Genomic DNA, 16,967 nt, shown 5'->3' with positions numbered 1-16,967 from the left:
AGTTGATTTTCTAGATCCTTAGTAGAAAAGAATAATGACTTAACTATTGAGCAAAGAGCAAAGCTCCCTGCGTGTTGAATTATTTTTTGATTTTACAAATGAAGAAAGCGTATTCAGGATAAGCTTCAAACAAATTCTTTTGTTCTAACTGAAAATTTGTTGATGTTAGATATTCTTCTAACCTTTCCAACAACGAGTATTTTAAGTTAGCCATAAACATAAGAAATCCACCGGTATTCAGTAAATCAAAACACGAATCTAAGCATCTTTCAAAATCTCCAGATTCATGGATTGCAGAGCCGATTAAGGTTACAATATCAAACTTTTCATTCGTTATTTCCTTATCGAAAATACTTTTACATAACACTTTAGATGGATTAGGATGACCTTCTCGTTGCTGTCTGTAAGCGAAAATGTCGCAAATATCTTTGTTAATATCAATGCTTGTTAAGTTCCCTTTGCCTTTTAGCCAATATCCCAGGTAATCGTCCCAATCCCCTGTTCCAATTCCAACATTACATACCTTAATTCCATCCGTGACTGGAAACTCTCTTCTTACGTAATCTCTAGTGATCAATTCAGTATGTATACATTCAGGTGAGGAATTCCATTCACCTGCTTCAGGACTTTTAAGTTCCAGATAATAGTTAAATAATCTGTCATCCATATTCATTGAGGAACGTCTCCCTTTGTATTCGATATCTATATCTATTTTCTCTCGTAACATTCCATTATGAAATCTCGTATTTAATCAAGAAAACTGCCTGTTAGCTTAACTCTAGGAAACGGTTAGCAATCCGCTGTGTTTAATAAGGAGGCAACCGACGTTTGTCGGCTGCCTCCTATTTATTAATCCATATTTTTTGGTATCTCGCTCTCGCTCAAAGCTATTAATCGTTCCTCAAACTCAAAGGGTTCTTCGCATGAGTAAATTTGATGAAAGAAGCCTTTATACGGGATATCGTCTTCCAAACATTTTATAAGATAGGATAGTTCCTCGTCACATGTCGGTTCCTCACCGGTGTGATGCATTACTTCAAATGCATCAACAATACTTTCCAAGATGTTTACCTGAATAAATAAGGGCAACTTATCCAACATCGAATCTTCGATTTTTGTCTCAGATCTGTACCCTGCGAGGACTGTTTCAAAATAATCATCCATAAACTTTTTGCGTTTACCAGCGTCTGGTTCAAATTGTATCCAGCCTACCCCGCTGATCCAGAGTCCTGCCAGATCAAACATATACCAGCAGTAACATGAATTATCAAAATCATATACGGTTATTTGTCCGGTATTAAAATCAATTGAATAATTCCCATCATTATAGTCAAAATGGTTCATACCGAAAGTCACTTGGTTCCTTTCCAATCCTTGTAAGGTATTAAGGAGCTCGACCAGTTTCTCCTTAAGCAAAGGGAAGGATTCAGGTATCAGTTTATCGATATACAAGACATTGTATTTATCGAAAAAGCTATAACGGCGATGGATAGGAATATATCCTTTCGATATTTGGTGCAATTTCCCCAGGACTTTACCGGAATTATAGTAATATTCAGTAATTGGAGCTCCATCCCGGTACTGATAATTATTTTCGACTAGCATCTTCCCTTTCGCCTTAGGAAACAGGGATATAAAATAGCTATGATGATTATGAATGATTTCTTCCAGCAATTTTCCCTTCTTAGAGCTGACAACATCCGAGACACTTCCTCCGTGCTCGAATAAATACCTGATATACTCATGTTCTCCCAGAAAATCTTCCCGGCTCCTGTCAGGTAAGAATGCAATCCTGAGTATTTTGGAGTCGTTCCCCTCTTTTTCACAGGAGTAAACAACATTCCGCCCACCTTCATGTGCCGGAATAAGCTGCATATTATAACCTTCTAATTCGAACAACTCTGACGCTAATGGAAGTAAATATTCTTCACTGATTTTAATAACCTTATTATGATTTATACGATCTCCTCCAGCCAACATTTTTGCAACGATGAAATTGCCACAGAGGAAATCCAAAAAATGAGATAAATCCTCTGTGGACCTAAATAATAACCACCTTGTTTAACATTGATTGATCGCTCCTTTCAGCTATTCTGCTATAAATTCTACCTTAAAATTCCAGATTATTTCCAGGTAAAATATTTTTATAATCAATTACTTTTAAAATAGAATCAATTTCATAATACCTTTAGTTGCTTTAATCAGGGGTATATATAGATCAATCGATTGCAGCAGCAACACCATCGTTATTATTTGATTCGGTTACATAGGCTGCACAATGTTTAAGTTCGACGATTGCATTTTCCATGGCGATGGGAAATCCGGACATATGAAATAGGCCTAAATCGTTAAAGTCATCCCCAAATACCATTACATTTTCTGATTTTACACCGATATCATTTAACACCCATTGTACCCCTTGTTCCTTGGAAGCTGACTTATGCATAATTTGAACTAGTACCCCTTCATCGGTTGCGATTACGTTCACATGGCCACCGAATTGTTCGCTTATATCCTTCCATGCATTGCAACCTAGGACCAATATTTTGGTAGGTGAAAGCGAACTTATATATTCTTTATCCACAACTTGGGGTTTGGGATCATTCATACGGATACCCAATGGAGCACACTCGGAGTCAGGTACTGGACTACATGTATACCATGAATCGTTAACTTCATATGAGATAAAGGACTTAGGTGCGCGTAACTCGATGAACTGGCTTATCTGTTGGCTTATCTCTATAGGGATACTAATATGCTGCTCATTCTGCTTCGATTTACATGTAACTAAAGCACCATTGTAATAAACCATATAGTCTACAAAAGGGAATTCTTTTAAAAATTGATCAGCTGCTCTAGGCGGCCGTGCCGTAGCAATAATAATATGAATTCCAGAATCAAAACATCTTTTGACAGCCTGATAATTCCTTGGAGATATTGATTTATCATTACTCAGTAAGGTCCCATCCAAGTCTAGTACAAGTACTTGAATATTAGTCATATGTATCCTCCCAGCTAATAAGCTAAATTGGTAAGATCCTATTCCTTATTAAGAGAGCCGTCAACAAAAACATATAGATTCAACGTTGTTAAATGAAATGATCAGACTTTTCTCAGTTACGAGAACTACCTTATTTGAGCAGCAGTTTTCCTCATCTAACCCTTATCTGACTCCAAAGTGATTTCAACCTTTTCATCTTTTTAGAAAATTTTTCTTGCGCTATAACTTCAAGCCTGCTACTATGAAGAAGCATTATTTTTGGAAAGCAAATATTCAACTCCTATTTAGGATCTTTCCAAGCAGATAATCTTTGACCACTTTCTTTACTGGAAGTCAAGGCCATACGGACAGCCGGGTCAAATGCCGATTGGCAACTTTGTTGCCTTATTGATTGAGTTAAAAGCTCGAATTTTATAAGTTGGTTACTTTACAACCAGTGCATTTTGCACACAACTTGTGAAACGGTCAATAAGAGTGGTAAAAGTAATTATTTGCTATATAGACTCTGATCCTAACATTGTATAGTTGAATATTAAGATCCTTTCCATGAGACGATTTATTTTATGATTGGCTGATGAACACGCAAGAGGTTTGTCCAGTCATGTTTATTGGGACTTTTCTTATTATTTGACTATATATTGAAGCAAGTGTGATGCGCATGATGCGTGTTTCGCTTGCTTTTTTTGTTGCCGTTTTTACATAAAAATCTAATTTAGAATAGGGGATTGAAAAATGGGAAAAGCACTAATCATTGGCGCCGGCGGCGTAGCTTCAGTAGCAATTCATAAATGCGTTCAAAACAGCGAGGTATTCGAAGAAATTTGTATTGCAAGCCGTACGAAGTCCAAATGTGATGAGCTGAAAGCAAAATTGGATGGTGGCAACACGAAAATTACCACTGCACAGGTGGATGCCAACAACGTAGACGAGTTAATCGCTCTAATTAACGAAGTGAAACCGGATATTGTCATGAACCTGGCATTGCCTTACCAAGATTTAACGATCATGGATGCTTGTTTGGCCACTAAAACTCATTATATGGATACAGCAAACTATGAGCCGGAAGATACGGCAAAATTCGAATACAAATGGCAATGGGATTATCGCGAACGTTTTGAAAAAGCAGGAATTACAGCACTTTTGGGAAGCGGATTTGACCCAGGCGTAACGGGCGTGTTTTCCGCCTATGCACTGAAACACTATTTTGACGAAATCGAATATATCGATATCCTGGATTGCAACGGCGGAGATCATGGTTATCCTTTTGCAACCAACTTCAATCCGGAAATTAACATCCGTGAAGTGTCCGCTAATGGACGTTACTGGGAGAATGGGCAATGGATCGAAACGAAACCAATGGAAATCAAACGCGAATATAACTTTGCTGAAGTTGGCCAAAAAGATATGTACCTTCTCTATCATGAAGAGCTTGAATCCCTTGCGCAAAATATACCTGGACTGAAACGCATTCGTTTCTTCATGACTTTCGGTCAAAGCTATCTCATGCACTTAAAAGCACTTGAAAACGTAGGAATGACTTCCATTGAACCAATCGAATTCGAAGGAAAACAAATCATTCCGCTTCAATTCCTGAAGGCTGTGCTTCCGGACCCTGCTTCTCTCGGTCCCCGCACGGTAGGTAAAACAAACATCGGCTGTATCTTTAAAGGGAAAAAAGACGGCCAAGACAAGACTTACTATGTTTACAATGTGTGCGACCATCAAGAGTGCTATAAAGAAGTGGGCTCCCAAGCTGTCTCCTATACAACAGGCGTACCTGCTATGATCGGCGCGGCAATGGTCATGACTGGCAAATGGAATAAACCAGGTGTATTCAATATTGAGGAGTTCGATCCAGATCCATTCATGGAAGAATTGAACAAATGGGGCCTTCCATGGGTTGAAGACTTTAATCCGGTACTTGTTGATGCATTGCCTGAGGAAGCTAAAGAGTCGGAGCGCGTTCGCTAATATGAGGTTCGAGGAATTACCGACACCCTGTTTCGTAGTTGATGAAGCACTCATTGAAAAAAACCTGAAGATTCTAAGCGGCGTTATGGAGCGTACAGGAGCTAAGATTGTGCTGGCGCAAAAAGCTTTTTCCATGACCGCTATGTATCCCCTCATCGGAAAATACTTAAGCGGGACAACGGCGAGCGGTTTATTCGAAGCACGGCTGGGTCATGAAGAGATGGGCAAAGAAACTCATGTCTTTGCCCCTGCCTATCGTGAAGATGAAATTGATGAGATTGTGTCTATTTGTGATCATATCATCTTTAATTCCTTCTCCCAGCTGGAAAAGTATAAGGAAAAAGCCATTGCGGCCGGCAAAAAGATTGGGATCCGTATCAACCCCGAATGTTCAACACAGTTAGGACATGAAATCTATGATCCTTGCTCACCGGGGTCTAGATTCGGAGTCAAACGGGAGGATTTCCTCCCCGAACTGCTTGAAGGGGTTACGGGACTGCACTTCCACACCCTTTGCCAACAGAACTCGGACGACTTGGAGACCACGCTGAATGCAGTCGAAGAAAAGTTCGGGCCTTGGTTGACGCAAATGGAATGGATCAATTTCGGCGGCGGTCATCATATCACAAGAGATGACTATGATATTCCAAGACTGGAAGCCTGTATTTCGCGGATGCAGAATAAATACGGCTTGGAAGTCTACCTTGAACCTGGAGAAGCTATTGCACTAAATGCAGGCTATATGGTTACCTCGGTACTGGATATCCATAAGAACGGGATTGAGATTGCGATCGTGGACACGTCAGCAACTTGTCATATGCCGGATGTTCTGGAAATGCCATACCGTCCGCCGCTTATCGGTTCCGGCGAAGCTGGGGAGAAGTCATACACCTATCGGCTTGGCGGTCCTACCTGCCTTACGGGCGATGTCATTGGGGACTATTCATTCGATCAACCGCTGAAGAGCGGTGACCGATTGGTCTTCGAGGATATGGCGATCTACTCTATGGTAAAAACGAACACCTTTAACGGAATGCCATTACCTGCGATCGCTGTGCAGGACAAAGATGGGGATTGCCGGATCGTGCGCGAGTTCGGTTATCAGGATTTTAAATTCAGACTAGCTTAATAAATAATAAGAAACGAATAAGAAGCCGTAGCCCTGTAATTAGGGTCACGGCTTCTTACTCATTTTTGTCGTCTCTTATGGTAATACGTTCAGTCATTTCAGAGCAATATGCGTTTACCAGCAGGTTTTATCGTCTCTCTCAATAACAATCCCAATATAGATACCAATCATGATCCATTAATTTCTGGCCATGCTTCCCTAGGATTACGTAAAAAATCACCACCGAACCAATGAAGATCTGTGCTTTCAGGCCTTAATCCGCCTATCTTTGCAACACAGGTACGTTTCCAATCGATTTTATTTCATCAAAAATGTCCATTTTTAGAATCCTTTCCTGTAAAGATTATTTGTTATGTCATCTAGCGTTTCATATTTACGAGTCCCATCATCCTATAGGAACTTCTCTATTAGCGGATGTTATTTCCTCTTTAAAACGCTTCCTAAATATCACCCTTCAACTAAAGCATAATACTTAAGTACTGCTCCATTAATCTTAACCAATAAAATATCTCCTCGTTCTTTACTTGAATATATTTTTGTCCCTACTGATAGAACATTTGATGTTCCATTAAAAAAATCTTCTGCAATGGAAGTTTGTTTTTTTATTTCTCCAATCTCTTCATCGGGGGTTAGTACCAATTCATCAACCCAATCAATACCGGTTATATATATCAGGTCTCCAAACATAAAAATATTCGCATCTAAATCAAGACTTAATACCTCATTAGCATCAGGGTTACCAATTACTTTAACCGTTTTATTATCTTCTTGTGCATTCGTACATCCAGTAAGAAGTACTAATAAAAATATGAATAGTAAGGGAACTTTTCTCATCTCAATCCTCATTCTATTTTGGCTAAGAGTATAATTAAATTTTGTAGGCATGGCAATGTTTGGAAGAAAAATGGATAATGAGTTAGGCGAGAAAAGTAGTGGTATCTATGGTAAACCACAGTCAAGTATCACCTTTACCTTTCGATTCTTCATATAGTTTGTAAAGGTTAAATAGAAAAGACACTCACTTGGAGTGCCTTTATATGTATTCTCGTTTTATCAGATTAACGACGGATGATAATTTTGCAGTTGCTTAGTATCCTATGAATTTTCCTGATAAATAACTCAAGCTTCTAATGCAAGATGCATCTTGGCTTCAGCCTCATCCCATGGAACCGAGTATCCTGCCCCTTTAGCACAAAAGATGGAGGAAGAAGTATATAGTGAATCTGCCTCTTTGCGGTAACCTATCTGCTCAATGACTTCCTCTGTATTATGGCATCGATCGTAGCCGCCAAACACGCAGCGAATACTTCCTCGTCCATGTGTAAAAGATGCAAATTCTGTACTGTAGTTCATGAAAGTCGACACGGGCACCCTGCCTGTAACCACTGCTTGCGTTTCGTTCGTTTGCGGCGGATCAAAAACACCTGAAGCCCGCTGAATATCAGACAGCACCCTGCCCAGTTCATCCATAGCAACCTTGATTTTGAAATCGTAATAGGGCTCAAGCAGCACATTATCAGCTTTCTCAAGCCCCTGCCGCAGCGCTCGAAAGACAGCTTCACGAAAATCGCCGCCATGGGTATGTTCTTTATGTGCACGGCCCCTCAGCAGTGTAATGTTCACATCGGTTATCGGCATACCAGTCAGCAGACCGTGATGCTCCCTTTCATATAGATGATCCCGAATCAAATTCTGATAGCTGACATTCAAGTCATCGACATGACATTTGCTATCGAACTTGATGCCGCCACCCCTTTCTCCTGGTTCAATCAGCAGATGGACTTCTGCATAGTGCCTGAGTGGTTCGAAGTGACCATATCCTTTTACAGCTGATTGAATCGTTTCCTTATACAAGATTTCGGGTTGGCCAAAAGAGATAGCAAAACCAAACCGCTCCCTCACGATCTGTTCCAGCACTTCTAGCTGAATCAATCCCATAACGCGGATAGAGATCTCTTGGAATTTCTCATCCCAAACGACGTTCAGAGACGGTTCCTCTGCCTCCAGCATACGGAAAGCCGCTAGAACCTTCTGTACGTGTATCGAATTGTCGAATAATACCTTCGATTGTAACGTTGGCTCCGAGTCGTAAGCTAACTTGTCTGATAACAATCCTAGTCCTTGCCCAGCCCCTGCCGCGGACAGTCCAGCAACCGCAAACAAATCGCCTGCTGCCACTTTTTCTACAGGTTGGGACCTAAGACCATTCATCAAGAAGATCCGCGTAATTTTCTCATCATATGGAACCCCGTTGCTCTCGTAAGAAAGCTCTTCTCTCACTTTCAACTGCCCGCCAAGCGCCTTAATGAATGTGAGTCGCATACCGCTTTCATCGTGCCGAATTTTATAAACCCGTCCCTGAAATGAGGCATTCTCATCATAAGATGATGTTGTCAGCATATGCAGCTGTTCTAGAAATTCAATGACACCTATATCTTGTAGTGCAGAACCATAAGCATACGGAAAGAGCAGACCTGTTGCTATCATCTTCTGCAAGGCCTCCATCCAGAAGTTCGGATCCTCGCTTCCCTCAAGAAACGCTTCCAGCAAATCTTCATCTCGCTCTGCCATCGCCTCCCGCAGCGATTCACCGATCATGCCGCCAGCTAAGTTTTGAGTTACGCAGCATACTTCCTCCGTCAATTGCTGACGGATATCTTCCACAGTTCTGTCTACGTCTGCGCCGATCCGATCCGTTTTGTTAATAAAGAAAAATGTTGGAATCCGATGTTTTCGCAGCAGCTGCCAAACCGTCTCCGTATGACCTTGAACTCCTTCAACCGCACTTACAATCAGGATTGCATAATCAATGACCTGAATTGCCCGCTCCATTTCTGGAGAAAAATCGACGTGTCCAGGCGTATCTATCAAATAATAGGTATCTCCTTTATATTCCATAACTGCCTGATCTGCGAATACCGTAATGCCCCTAGTTCTCTCGATGTCGTGGTTGTCTAGAAAAGCATCTTGATGATCCACCCGCCCACGCGACCGGATACTGTTCGTATGATACAGCAGCTGTTCCGCAAAAGTTGTCTTACCTGCATCCACATGGGCGAACAGGCCCATTGTTAGTCGCTTCATAGAATCCCACTTTCCTCGTTTCTTGTTGATACTGCTCATTTTATTAAAACATAAGTACTCCTATAATTCCTCATACGATTAACCAACCTTATAGATTAGACTATGTTTTCTTCCCAAAATGTACGGAACATCCAATTTTCACCAGATTAGCTATCCTGAAAATTCGTTTCCTGATCCAGTTCGTGAATTTTAGCGACTAATTTTTCTGAATTGGAACGAAACACTTGGTTCGAATCCATCCAGTCCGATTTCAAAAAATAGGAAGCATGAAACTTCCATCCTTGATGGGCTGGATTAAAATCCATTTGAATTTCACGCCCCGGTCTACCTACGTATATCCTAGAACCCGGCTTACGCCATTTGCCAATTTGTGTGATTCTGTCCCGAATCTGTCCTGTAATATATGTAAACCTATTATTAAATGGAATGTCTCTCAAATGAAACTTTGGACACCCGACAGCAAATACTTGAAGCTGCTGAAATCCGTATTTTTGCTCCAATACAAGTCCTGTCCGATAAGCGATCACGCCTCCAGCGCTATGCCCGATAAGGATTACGCGATCCGAAGTTTCCGCATGCTCTCTGATGATTTGTGATACATTTGTTACTCGCTTAGACTGGTCATGGGATAGGTCATAGCTAACCTTAGTAAGCTGCTTTGCCAAAAGCCGGATAAAAGAGAACCTCGTTATACCGTTTGCAGTCCCATAGGGAAAGATCGTCATCATTTTTACATCTTGATATCTCTTTGCAATCTCACTTGCCGCTGCTTCAAAATTATTACGATAAGTCAGTACACCGGCAAAAAAGCAAACTACCATACGGCAATTTTCTGTACATGTACTATTGGAGGATAGGAACGTTTCGATCATGACTTTACTCCCAACATAAAACGATTTTATATTTTTAAGGTGCAATTACTTCAAATTATAAAACAAAAAAAGCCCGAATGATCAGGCTTCGTTATATATGGAATGGAATGGAATGTTATGTTAGTCGCATCGTTGTAATACATGTATTACTATCTTTAAAAGTACCGATCTCAGATTCTGCTGTTTTGCCCTCATACTCTATCTTCACTTGATATGTTCGATCTCTTGGCAGCCATAAATCAATAAAACCATTCTCAAAAGAAGTAATCGTGTCATCCATTACGATAGTACCTTCTTCATCTTGAATAAGTACGTCGAAATTTTTATTCACTAATTCCCCTTGGCACCCCGTTAGACTGTGGATAGCACATTCATGTGTGTTTTCAATAAACGGTGCAATGGACACAAAAAACTCGTCCTCTGGAAGGTCAAAAGATGTCTTTTTGCCATGATCCGTCACAATCAGTTCCTCTGGTGTAATAGATGCACTTACATCCTCAAAGGAACCAACACTATACGCATGAACTTTTTCTTTAATATCCTGCGTTCCAGCTTCATTTAATTCACTATTATAACTTTGGTTATTACAAGCTACTGTTACCAGAATTAATAAAATAAACGAAACAATGAGCAAACCTTTTTTCATAATATCCTCCCGTTATCTTATCCTATTAGAAAGTAAAGTCATAGCATTTCGATGATATCACATTTCAGCTTAAGTAGTCGCTACTAATAGAGTTCACATCATAAAGCTCTTGTCATACTTCATGAATGTTGTCCTTATAATATGTAATGAGGATTTCTTCTTTAGTCGGTCTTAGAGAAGGCCAATTGAACAAACTTGGCCCTTTCTCTTCTGAGGTTCTTTCGAGTTTGAAATAAATCTAAAGGAGTTGGATGAATATTTGTTATTTTCAATATATCACAAATTAAGAAAGAGAGATTACCATGACGATAGTTCTGTCCGCTTCCAGTTATCTTTGGCAACACAAACATATACATGGTCATCATCCCACGCCATCTGTCCCTGGCTACAGGCGCTATTAGACGATGCAGGAGTATACTTATCGCGAATACGCAGTTTGTCCCCATTTATATCGAGCTTAGTATCCGGATCATTCGTACCAATCCCAATGTTACCATTAGTGCGTTGTATGCTGAGCGGGGAATCAACTACTTTACCATGATCGTCATAACGGATAAACTGCAGGTTGGATCCCGTATTATCGCCCGATTCTTGTGAACTATCTGCCCGCACGACCCATCTTGGTGTCGTTTCATTCTCCTTACCGGATACACTTAACTCAATATCTCTGTTCGCCCCCTTCTCCCCAGCTACACGCAACACCCCACTCATCACATTAAAGTTGGATGAATGAGTACGAATCTCGCTTATATCCGTATCGAATGGAATTTCCATTCGAGTGAACAGTTGGTTGGCATATTGGCCAGTCGGTGACATTGTAGTCTCAAACGAGATATGTTTATGATCGTGTTGCTCTGGATTGTTTGCTTTGTCATGGGAAATAATTGCTGTCTTGTTCTTGCCAGCTTCGTCAACCCAGACAATTGCAGGCTTAGCTCTTTCTGCCGTCCATTGCAGCCGGATTAGGTCTGATTGATGTCCTTCCTGCTCAATCCATTTCTTATCCGTGGATAAATTCAGCCGATCATTGTGCGGAATCATGATGTCGTTGCCATTTTGCACGGCTTGTCCAAGCGTTGTCTCTCCTCCCTGTCTCTGCTCCGCACATCCTGCACCAAGCAAACAAACGCCCCCTAAAATAACGGTTACTGCCAATTTCTTTAATTTCATTTCGTATGTTCCTCCCATGATCGATATGAATTGACTTCATTTCGTATTTGTGTAAAAAAGGCCTTGTCTGATCGTAGTATATACACCTCGCTGCGTACACCCATTTCATCAAATTTCCCGGAAAAATGATTCTTTTCGTCTATAAAATCCCCGCTATCAATTGTCGATGCCCATTACTATAGGACTCTCTTTAATGTGAATTGCTCCAATAAAATTTAGAGTAATCATCAAAAAAAGTAATAGGACTAATGTCAGAATTTCGTAAACAGCAGGAGACATTTTGACCCACGATAAACCTGTTCCTACTTTCTAAAAGCATTTTGGATGTGCTCAGTCTGTTATCTTTAAATAAGGCGCTTACATTATTTCATCCATTTATTCAACTCGCTCAATCAGGATTCTAGCGAACAACAACACAAAAAGCCTCATATTATGTGATTCATAAGTCAATTAACATTGAAATCAAATTCTTTTAATTCTTTCTTTTTACTACTTTTTAGATTGGAAGAAAACAATCCGCATGATTAAAACACTTCGCATATCTCACACAAAGCATCGTTCGTTTCCTATTCCAGAAGGACCTTGGCTGATGAAACAGGGATGGAATGATTTGTTGTGCGCCCATTGGCCGGTACATACTGAAGATTTGCTCCCCCTCATTCCCCGTGGTCTGGAATTAGTACTTTGGGAAGGTAGACCATGGGTTAGTTTAATCCCATTTCTCTTGTCTCCTTTACGGTAATCAAGAATTATTCATTGGTTAACGTGACCTATTCAAAACGACTTGAAGTATTATTCTGGGCCCTAAAAAAGTGCTATAAACTATTAATTACACAACATAACACTCTGTTTATACTTTTCACCAATACAAAAACCCCTTCAAGGTTAACACCCAAATCATTAAACAGGGGAGCATTACTTGAAGGGTTTTTGATTTGTTTCACATTATGAGGATACAGTATTAATTGAAGTAAACTTAAGTTAATCCAATGTCTATTTCATAAGACTCTTCCAGTTTATTTCTACATAACGTAAAGTTATGTTAACTCATCTCACCTTTTCTGACTTGATTGTAAACGACACGATTAATAACAAAGCAGAGAAGCCAATTAAGTATGACAGCTCAAGAACGGCACCGTTTAAACCTTTTCCATACAACACCTTTTCCCCTGCTTCTAAAAACCAAGTTGTCGGCACAAAATCGCCGATCCGCTGCATAAAGTCTGGCATGATTTCTCTTGGCCAAAAACATCCACCAAGCATCAGCATCGGGATATTGACTAATGCCGTTAGCGAGCTCACCATCAGTGCGCTTTTTGCAAATCTGCTGATTGCAACGCCAATGGCTACGCAAGCAAGAGCAAACGCAAGACAAACTGTCATGACTTCCAGTTGTTGAGCCAGTGTTGATCCATAGGATATATCGACTATTTTCGGTAACAAACTGATTAATACGACAACCTGAATCGTTGCAACTAGGAAGCTTGCTATCATATGTTGTGAAAAATAACGAGAACGTGTCAGCGGTGTTGCGGTGATCCGATCATAGACTCCATTTAGCTTATCCTCCAGAATTAAGCTTGTGGAGAAAGTAATCAAGAATAACATACCAAATGCGATATAACCTAGGGACATTACCGCCGTGTTTACGTCTTTTTCAGATTTTTCAGAAGTTCCAGTAGAAAAGCTCTTATATTCTGCAGCGAATGCATTCTTCTTATAAGCTTCCATCCCCTTATAGAATGCATCTTCATTCCCGTTTGCAGCTGCCGCAATTTGTTTTGCTGAAGATATATAACTCGATACGTATACTTGAACGGGTCTCGCCACATTAGAAGCCTCAAGGGCATAGCTCAGAGCAGATACATCTTTTCCTTCAAGCATCTCTGCAGTGAATTCCGCTGGAAAAGTAAAAGCACTGTCTAGTTTTTTGTTTACTATCAAGCCCTTTACATCATCACCAGGGGTCAGTAATGTTACATTGTATTTCTCCTGCATATCCGATATTAGATCCACTATGAATGGGGATGAATCCTGGTCCAGTATGCCTACATTATATTTTGCATCTTTGGTGACCGTCGAAATCAAAAACATATTTAGCAGGATGGGAAGCACAAGCATAAATAAGATGTTTATTGGCTTTCGAAATATCCGTTTTATGCTGTTGAATAAGATCGTCATGCTCTCTTCCTCCTTGAAACCACAATACTGATTACCGTAAATAACAATGTGATAGCCAACATCTGTCCAATATTTACAAAAGCAGAACCTAGCTCGTCGTTATATACAACGTTAAATATCGCTGATTTTGCATAATAGCTTGGGGAAATTGCTGCGATAGCTCCAAAATCAATAATAATAAACCCGCCAATAAGAAAAGTGGATACAAGAGTTACAATATTGGCAAGGGTGTCGGCTTTTACGGAATCCTTTAAGACAATGGTCAATAGGCCACCAAGTGTCGTGGTTAATAAAGAGAACACAAACACGATCAATACGATGACACCTAAGTTATTCCCCCAATCCACGTCATATACATATTTGGTAAACAGAATAATTACCATGCCCTGTAAGAAAGTAACTATGGAAAGACCGATCGTTTTACCTAGATACTGTTCGAAAGGTTTAATCGGTGCAAGCTTGAGCCGATCACCCAATGTACCCAAATAGTCCTCTCCCATTCCTGCAGCGCCATATTCCTGACCACGCATTAGAAACATCAGCAGCATTGCAATAGCATAATATCCCATGGCTGTGGCCGATTTGGAATCGGTTAGAGGTTCTTCCTTCAAGCTGGTATCCGAACTCACTTGATCAATTTGCGAATTACCTGACATGGTGGCGACTACCCCTGCGGTATTGAGCCCATTAACCAGACTATCCACGACATTCCGTACAACTGTTGTATCAACGCCGGAAGATTTGGCAAGATATACTTCAACTGTTTTGCTTGAACCATCTGCTTCCCCTTGGTTCGAGAATCCTTCAGGAATATAGATAAACGCATCTGCCTCTTCCTTATTTAGAAACTCTCGTCCCTCATCAAGAGAAAATACGGGATCGAACTCTGCCAGTGAGCTAATATCTTCCGCACCGGTCATAGAGCTAATGAACATTTCTCCAAGTTGACCAGAATCTTGGTTGCTATAAACGATCCTTACTTTTTCCAAAGAGGTAACATTAAATTGGTCTTTAAACGCAGTACCTAATATTAAAATAATTAACAAAAAACTGAGTAATCTAATGAAAATCGATTTAGGGTCAATCATGATCCGTTTTGCCGAATAAAAAATTTGAGTGAGTATATTCATCGTTTTATCACCGTCCCGGGTTAGTCTCTCAGTTTTTTACCAGTCAACTGCAAGAATACCGTCTCCAGATTCGGTTTTTCCAGTGTCATGGACTTAATTTTAAATTCTTTCCGGATCAGATTTTCCATTATCCCCGTAAGAAACCGTTCATCTTTTTCCAAGCGAATGTCGAGTACTCCATTTATGTTGTTGCAAGCGGTGACACCTTCCAATTCTTTAATCACTGAAATGGCTGCGTCCGTATTCGATGCAAGCTCTAGACTTAAGCGAGTTCCCGTTGAAATGGAATCAATCAGCTCATCTATACTTCCGAGTGCGATCACTTTTCCAAAATCCATAATGGCGACTCGTTCGCAGATTGCCTCGATCTCTTCCATGTAGTGTGTAGTATAGATGATGGTCATCCCTTTTTGATTCATAATTTTAATTGATTCCAAAATATTATTGCGTGATTGGGGATCTACTCCAACCGTAGGTTCATCCATAAAAAGAATACGCGGCTTATGTACAATCGCACAAGCGATGTTCAGACGTCTTTTCATACCACCTGAAAAAGTCTTAGCAATCCCTTTTCTCCTGTCCCATAATCCAGTAAACTCAAGTGCTTCCTGTACGGATGTATGCAGCTCTTTGCCACGAAGACCATACAACTTCCCCCAATACGTTACATTGTCAATGGCACTTAAGGTTTCGAAAAAAGCCAAGTCCTGCGGTACATATCCGACCGACCGTTTAATTTCTTTTGCATGCTTGGAAAAATCCTTACCAAACATTTTCACTGTTCCATTGTTTATTTTTAACAAGCCCAGCAATGTGTTCATCGTTGTTGATTTGCCTGCACCGTTGGGTCCCAGCAGTCCAAATATCTCACCTTCATGGATACTGAGATCCACCCCGTCTACAGCTGTGTAATCTTTGTACCTTTTGACCAAACCCGTTACTTCTATGATCATCTTCATTCCTCCTCAACATTTCATTATGTGATTGATGATATCAGTAGCGATAAACAACATGCGCGAGTGCCTCATTAATCATCGATGGGACACTCGCGCACTTACGATTTCCATATGAATTTCTTAAATCTATCATAAGAGAATTAAGAAGTTAGATATCGTCTTATATTATGTGGCTATTCTTAAGATCCTTCTGATTAATGTTCATGCTGTAGCATTATAACACAAGAATGTACAGTAAATAGAACTCAAAGTAGAACTCAATGTGAATTCACATAAAAAACCTTATCCCCGCACTGTAATACGAAGAAAAGGTTAGTTATAAATAAATATTAAGGTGTAAGATAATATATCTTTACATCCGTAATATTTTAAAATATCTGCTATTTTATACTTATAGAGAGGTGTATATGGTGGATATGTTCGAAGTATTTCAGTGTGTTTATTTTTATCTATTGTGAAATATTCATATGATGTTTTTTTCATGTGATAGTATAAAAAGATCCCCAAACCTATTAAATCCGTTCGATATCTAACCTAGAAAAGGAAAACCCCAGTAGATCAACACTTACGCTTTTGTAGAAGCAGATAAAATCAGGACCACCAGTAAAATGAACTACACCCCAATGTCAGACATCAACTAACATTGGGGTGTAGTTCATAGCGGGAGGTTATTTGTTTCGCGCGTTTCACACACTCATCTGGCTAAATCCATAATAAAAAACCCCTTTGCTTTCGCAAAGAGGTTTATACATGAAGCGGGTGATGGGAATCAAACCCCCACGGTTTCCCTCACGATTTTGAGTCGCGCGCGTCTGCCAATTCCGCCA

14 protein-coding genes are annotated in these 16,967 nt (G+C 40.1%); 3 read left to right on the top strand and 11 right to left on the bottom strand.

The window, feature by feature from the left end; translation table 11 throughout:
• Positions 1–79 precede the first annotated feature (79 nt).
• The 3 genes from GQY27_RS16650 to GQY27_RS16640 all read right to left on the bottom strand — a co-directional run bounded on the left by GQY27_RS16650 (position 80) and on the right by GQY27_RS16640 (position 3,001).
• A complete protein-coding gene (locus GQY27_RS16650; RefSeq protein WP_160036389.1) occupies positions 80–673 on the bottom strand; it encodes a class I SAM-dependent methyltransferase in 594 nt (197 codons plus the stop codon).
• A gap of 176 nt (positions 674–849) precedes the next feature.
• A complete protein-coding gene (locus tag GQY27_RS16645; protein WP_160036437.1) occupies positions 850–1,980 on the bottom strand; it encodes a phosphotransferase enzyme family protein in 1,131 nt (376 codons plus the stop codon).
• Between the two features lie 238 nt (positions 1,981–2,218).
• Positions 2,219–3,001 (bottom strand): Cof-type HAD-IIB family hydrolase, encoded by a 783-nt coding sequence (locus GQY27_RS16640; RefSeq protein WP_160036388.1) that lies wholly within the window; start codon positions 2,999–3,001, stop codon positions 2,219–2,221.
• 732 nt (positions 3,002–3,733) lie between these two features.
• Between GQY27_RS16640 and GQY27_RS16635 the strand changes: the two genes are divergently transcribed.
• Complete coding sequence (locus tag GQY27_RS16635) at positions 3,734–4,972, top strand: saccharopine dehydrogenase family protein (protein WP_160036387.1); 1,239 nt, start codon at positions 3,734–3,736, stop codon at positions 4,970–4,972.
• A 1-nt stretch (position 4,973) separates the two neighbouring features.
• Positions 4,974–6,101, top strand: coding sequence for a carboxynorspermidine decarboxylase (gene nspC / locus GQY27_RS16630; protein WP_160036386.1), 1,128 nt, complete (start codon positions 4,974–4,976; stop codon positions 6,099–6,101).
• 447 nt (positions 6,102–6,548) lie between these two features.
• Here nspC and GQY27_RS16625 read toward each other — a convergent pair whose 3' ends face one another.
• The 5 genes from GQY27_RS16625 to GQY27_RS16605 all read right to left on the bottom strand — a co-directional run bounded on the left by GQY27_RS16625 (position 6,549) and on the right by GQY27_RS16605 (position 11,873).
• Complete coding sequence (locus tag GQY27_RS16625) at positions 6,549–6,935, bottom strand: lipoprotein (RefSeq protein ID WP_160036385.1); 387 nt, start codon at positions 6,933–6,935, stop codon at positions 6,549–6,551.
• 285 nt (positions 6,936–7,220) lie between these two features.
• Positions 7,221–9,185, bottom strand: coding sequence for an elongation factor G (locus GQY27_RS16620; RefSeq protein WP_160036384.1), 1,965 nt, complete (start codon positions 9,183–9,185; stop codon positions 7,221–7,223).
• 146 nt (positions 9,186–9,331) lie between these two features.
• Complete coding sequence (locus tag GQY27_RS16615; RefSeq protein ID WP_160036383.1) at positions 9,332–10,057, bottom strand: alpha/beta hydrolase; 726 nt, start codon at positions 10,055–10,057, stop codon at positions 9,332–9,334.
• A 115-nt stretch (positions 10,058–10,172) separates the two neighbouring features.
• Positions 10,173–10,703 (bottom strand): CueP family metal-binding protein, encoded by a 531-nt coding sequence (locus GQY27_RS16610; protein ID WP_160036382.1) that lies wholly within the window; start codon positions 10,701–10,703, stop codon positions 10,173–10,175.
• 297 nt (positions 10,704–11,000) lie between these two features.
• Positions 11,001–11,873: a hypothetical protein gene (locus GQY27_RS16605; protein WP_160036381.1), complete on the bottom strand. Its 873-nt coding sequence runs from the start codon at positions 11,871–11,873 to the stop codon at positions 11,001–11,003.
• Positions 11,874–12,393: 520 nt separating this feature from the next.
• Between GQY27_RS16605 and GQY27_RS22090 the strand changes: the two genes are divergently transcribed.
• On the top strand, positions 12,394–12,615 hold the full coding sequence (locus GQY27_RS22090) for a DUF2071 domain-containing protein (RefSeq protein ID WP_160036380.1): 222 nt from the start codon (positions 12,394–12,396) through the stop codon (positions 12,613–12,615).
• A gap of 305 nt (positions 12,616–12,920) precedes the next feature.
• Here the strand turns inward: GQY27_RS22090 and GQY27_RS16595 are convergent, their stop codons facing one another.
• The 3 genes from GQY27_RS16595 to GQY27_RS16585 are packed head-to-tail and all read right to left on the bottom strand — an operon-like array spanning position 12,921 to position 16,137.
• Complete coding sequence (locus GQY27_RS16595) at positions 12,921–14,054, bottom strand: ABC transporter permease (RefSeq protein ID WP_160036379.1); 1,134 nt, start codon at positions 14,052–14,054, stop codon at positions 12,921–12,923.
• On the bottom strand, positions 14,051–15,184 hold the full coding sequence (locus GQY27_RS16590; protein WP_160036378.1) for an ABC transporter permease: 1,134 nt from the start codon (positions 15,182–15,184) through the stop codon (positions 14,051–14,053). The genes GQY27_RS16595 and GQY27_RS16590 overlap by 4 nt, the downstream gene beginning before the upstream one ends.
• Positions 15,185–15,204: 20 nt before the next feature.
• A complete protein-coding gene (locus GQY27_RS16585; RefSeq protein WP_160036377.1) occupies positions 15,205–16,137 on the bottom strand; it encodes an ABC transporter ATP-binding protein in 933 nt (310 codons plus the stop codon).
• Between the last annotated feature and the right edge of the window lie 830 nt (positions 16,138–16,967).

Source organism: Paenibacillus sp. An7, from assembly GCF_009870785.1.
Classification (GTDB): Bacteria; Bacillota; Bacilli; order Paenibacillales; family Paenibacillaceae; genus Paenibacillus.
The sequence above is the reverse complement of the archived record's forward strand: the minus strand, read 5'-3'. Positions and strand labels throughout refer to the sequence as shown.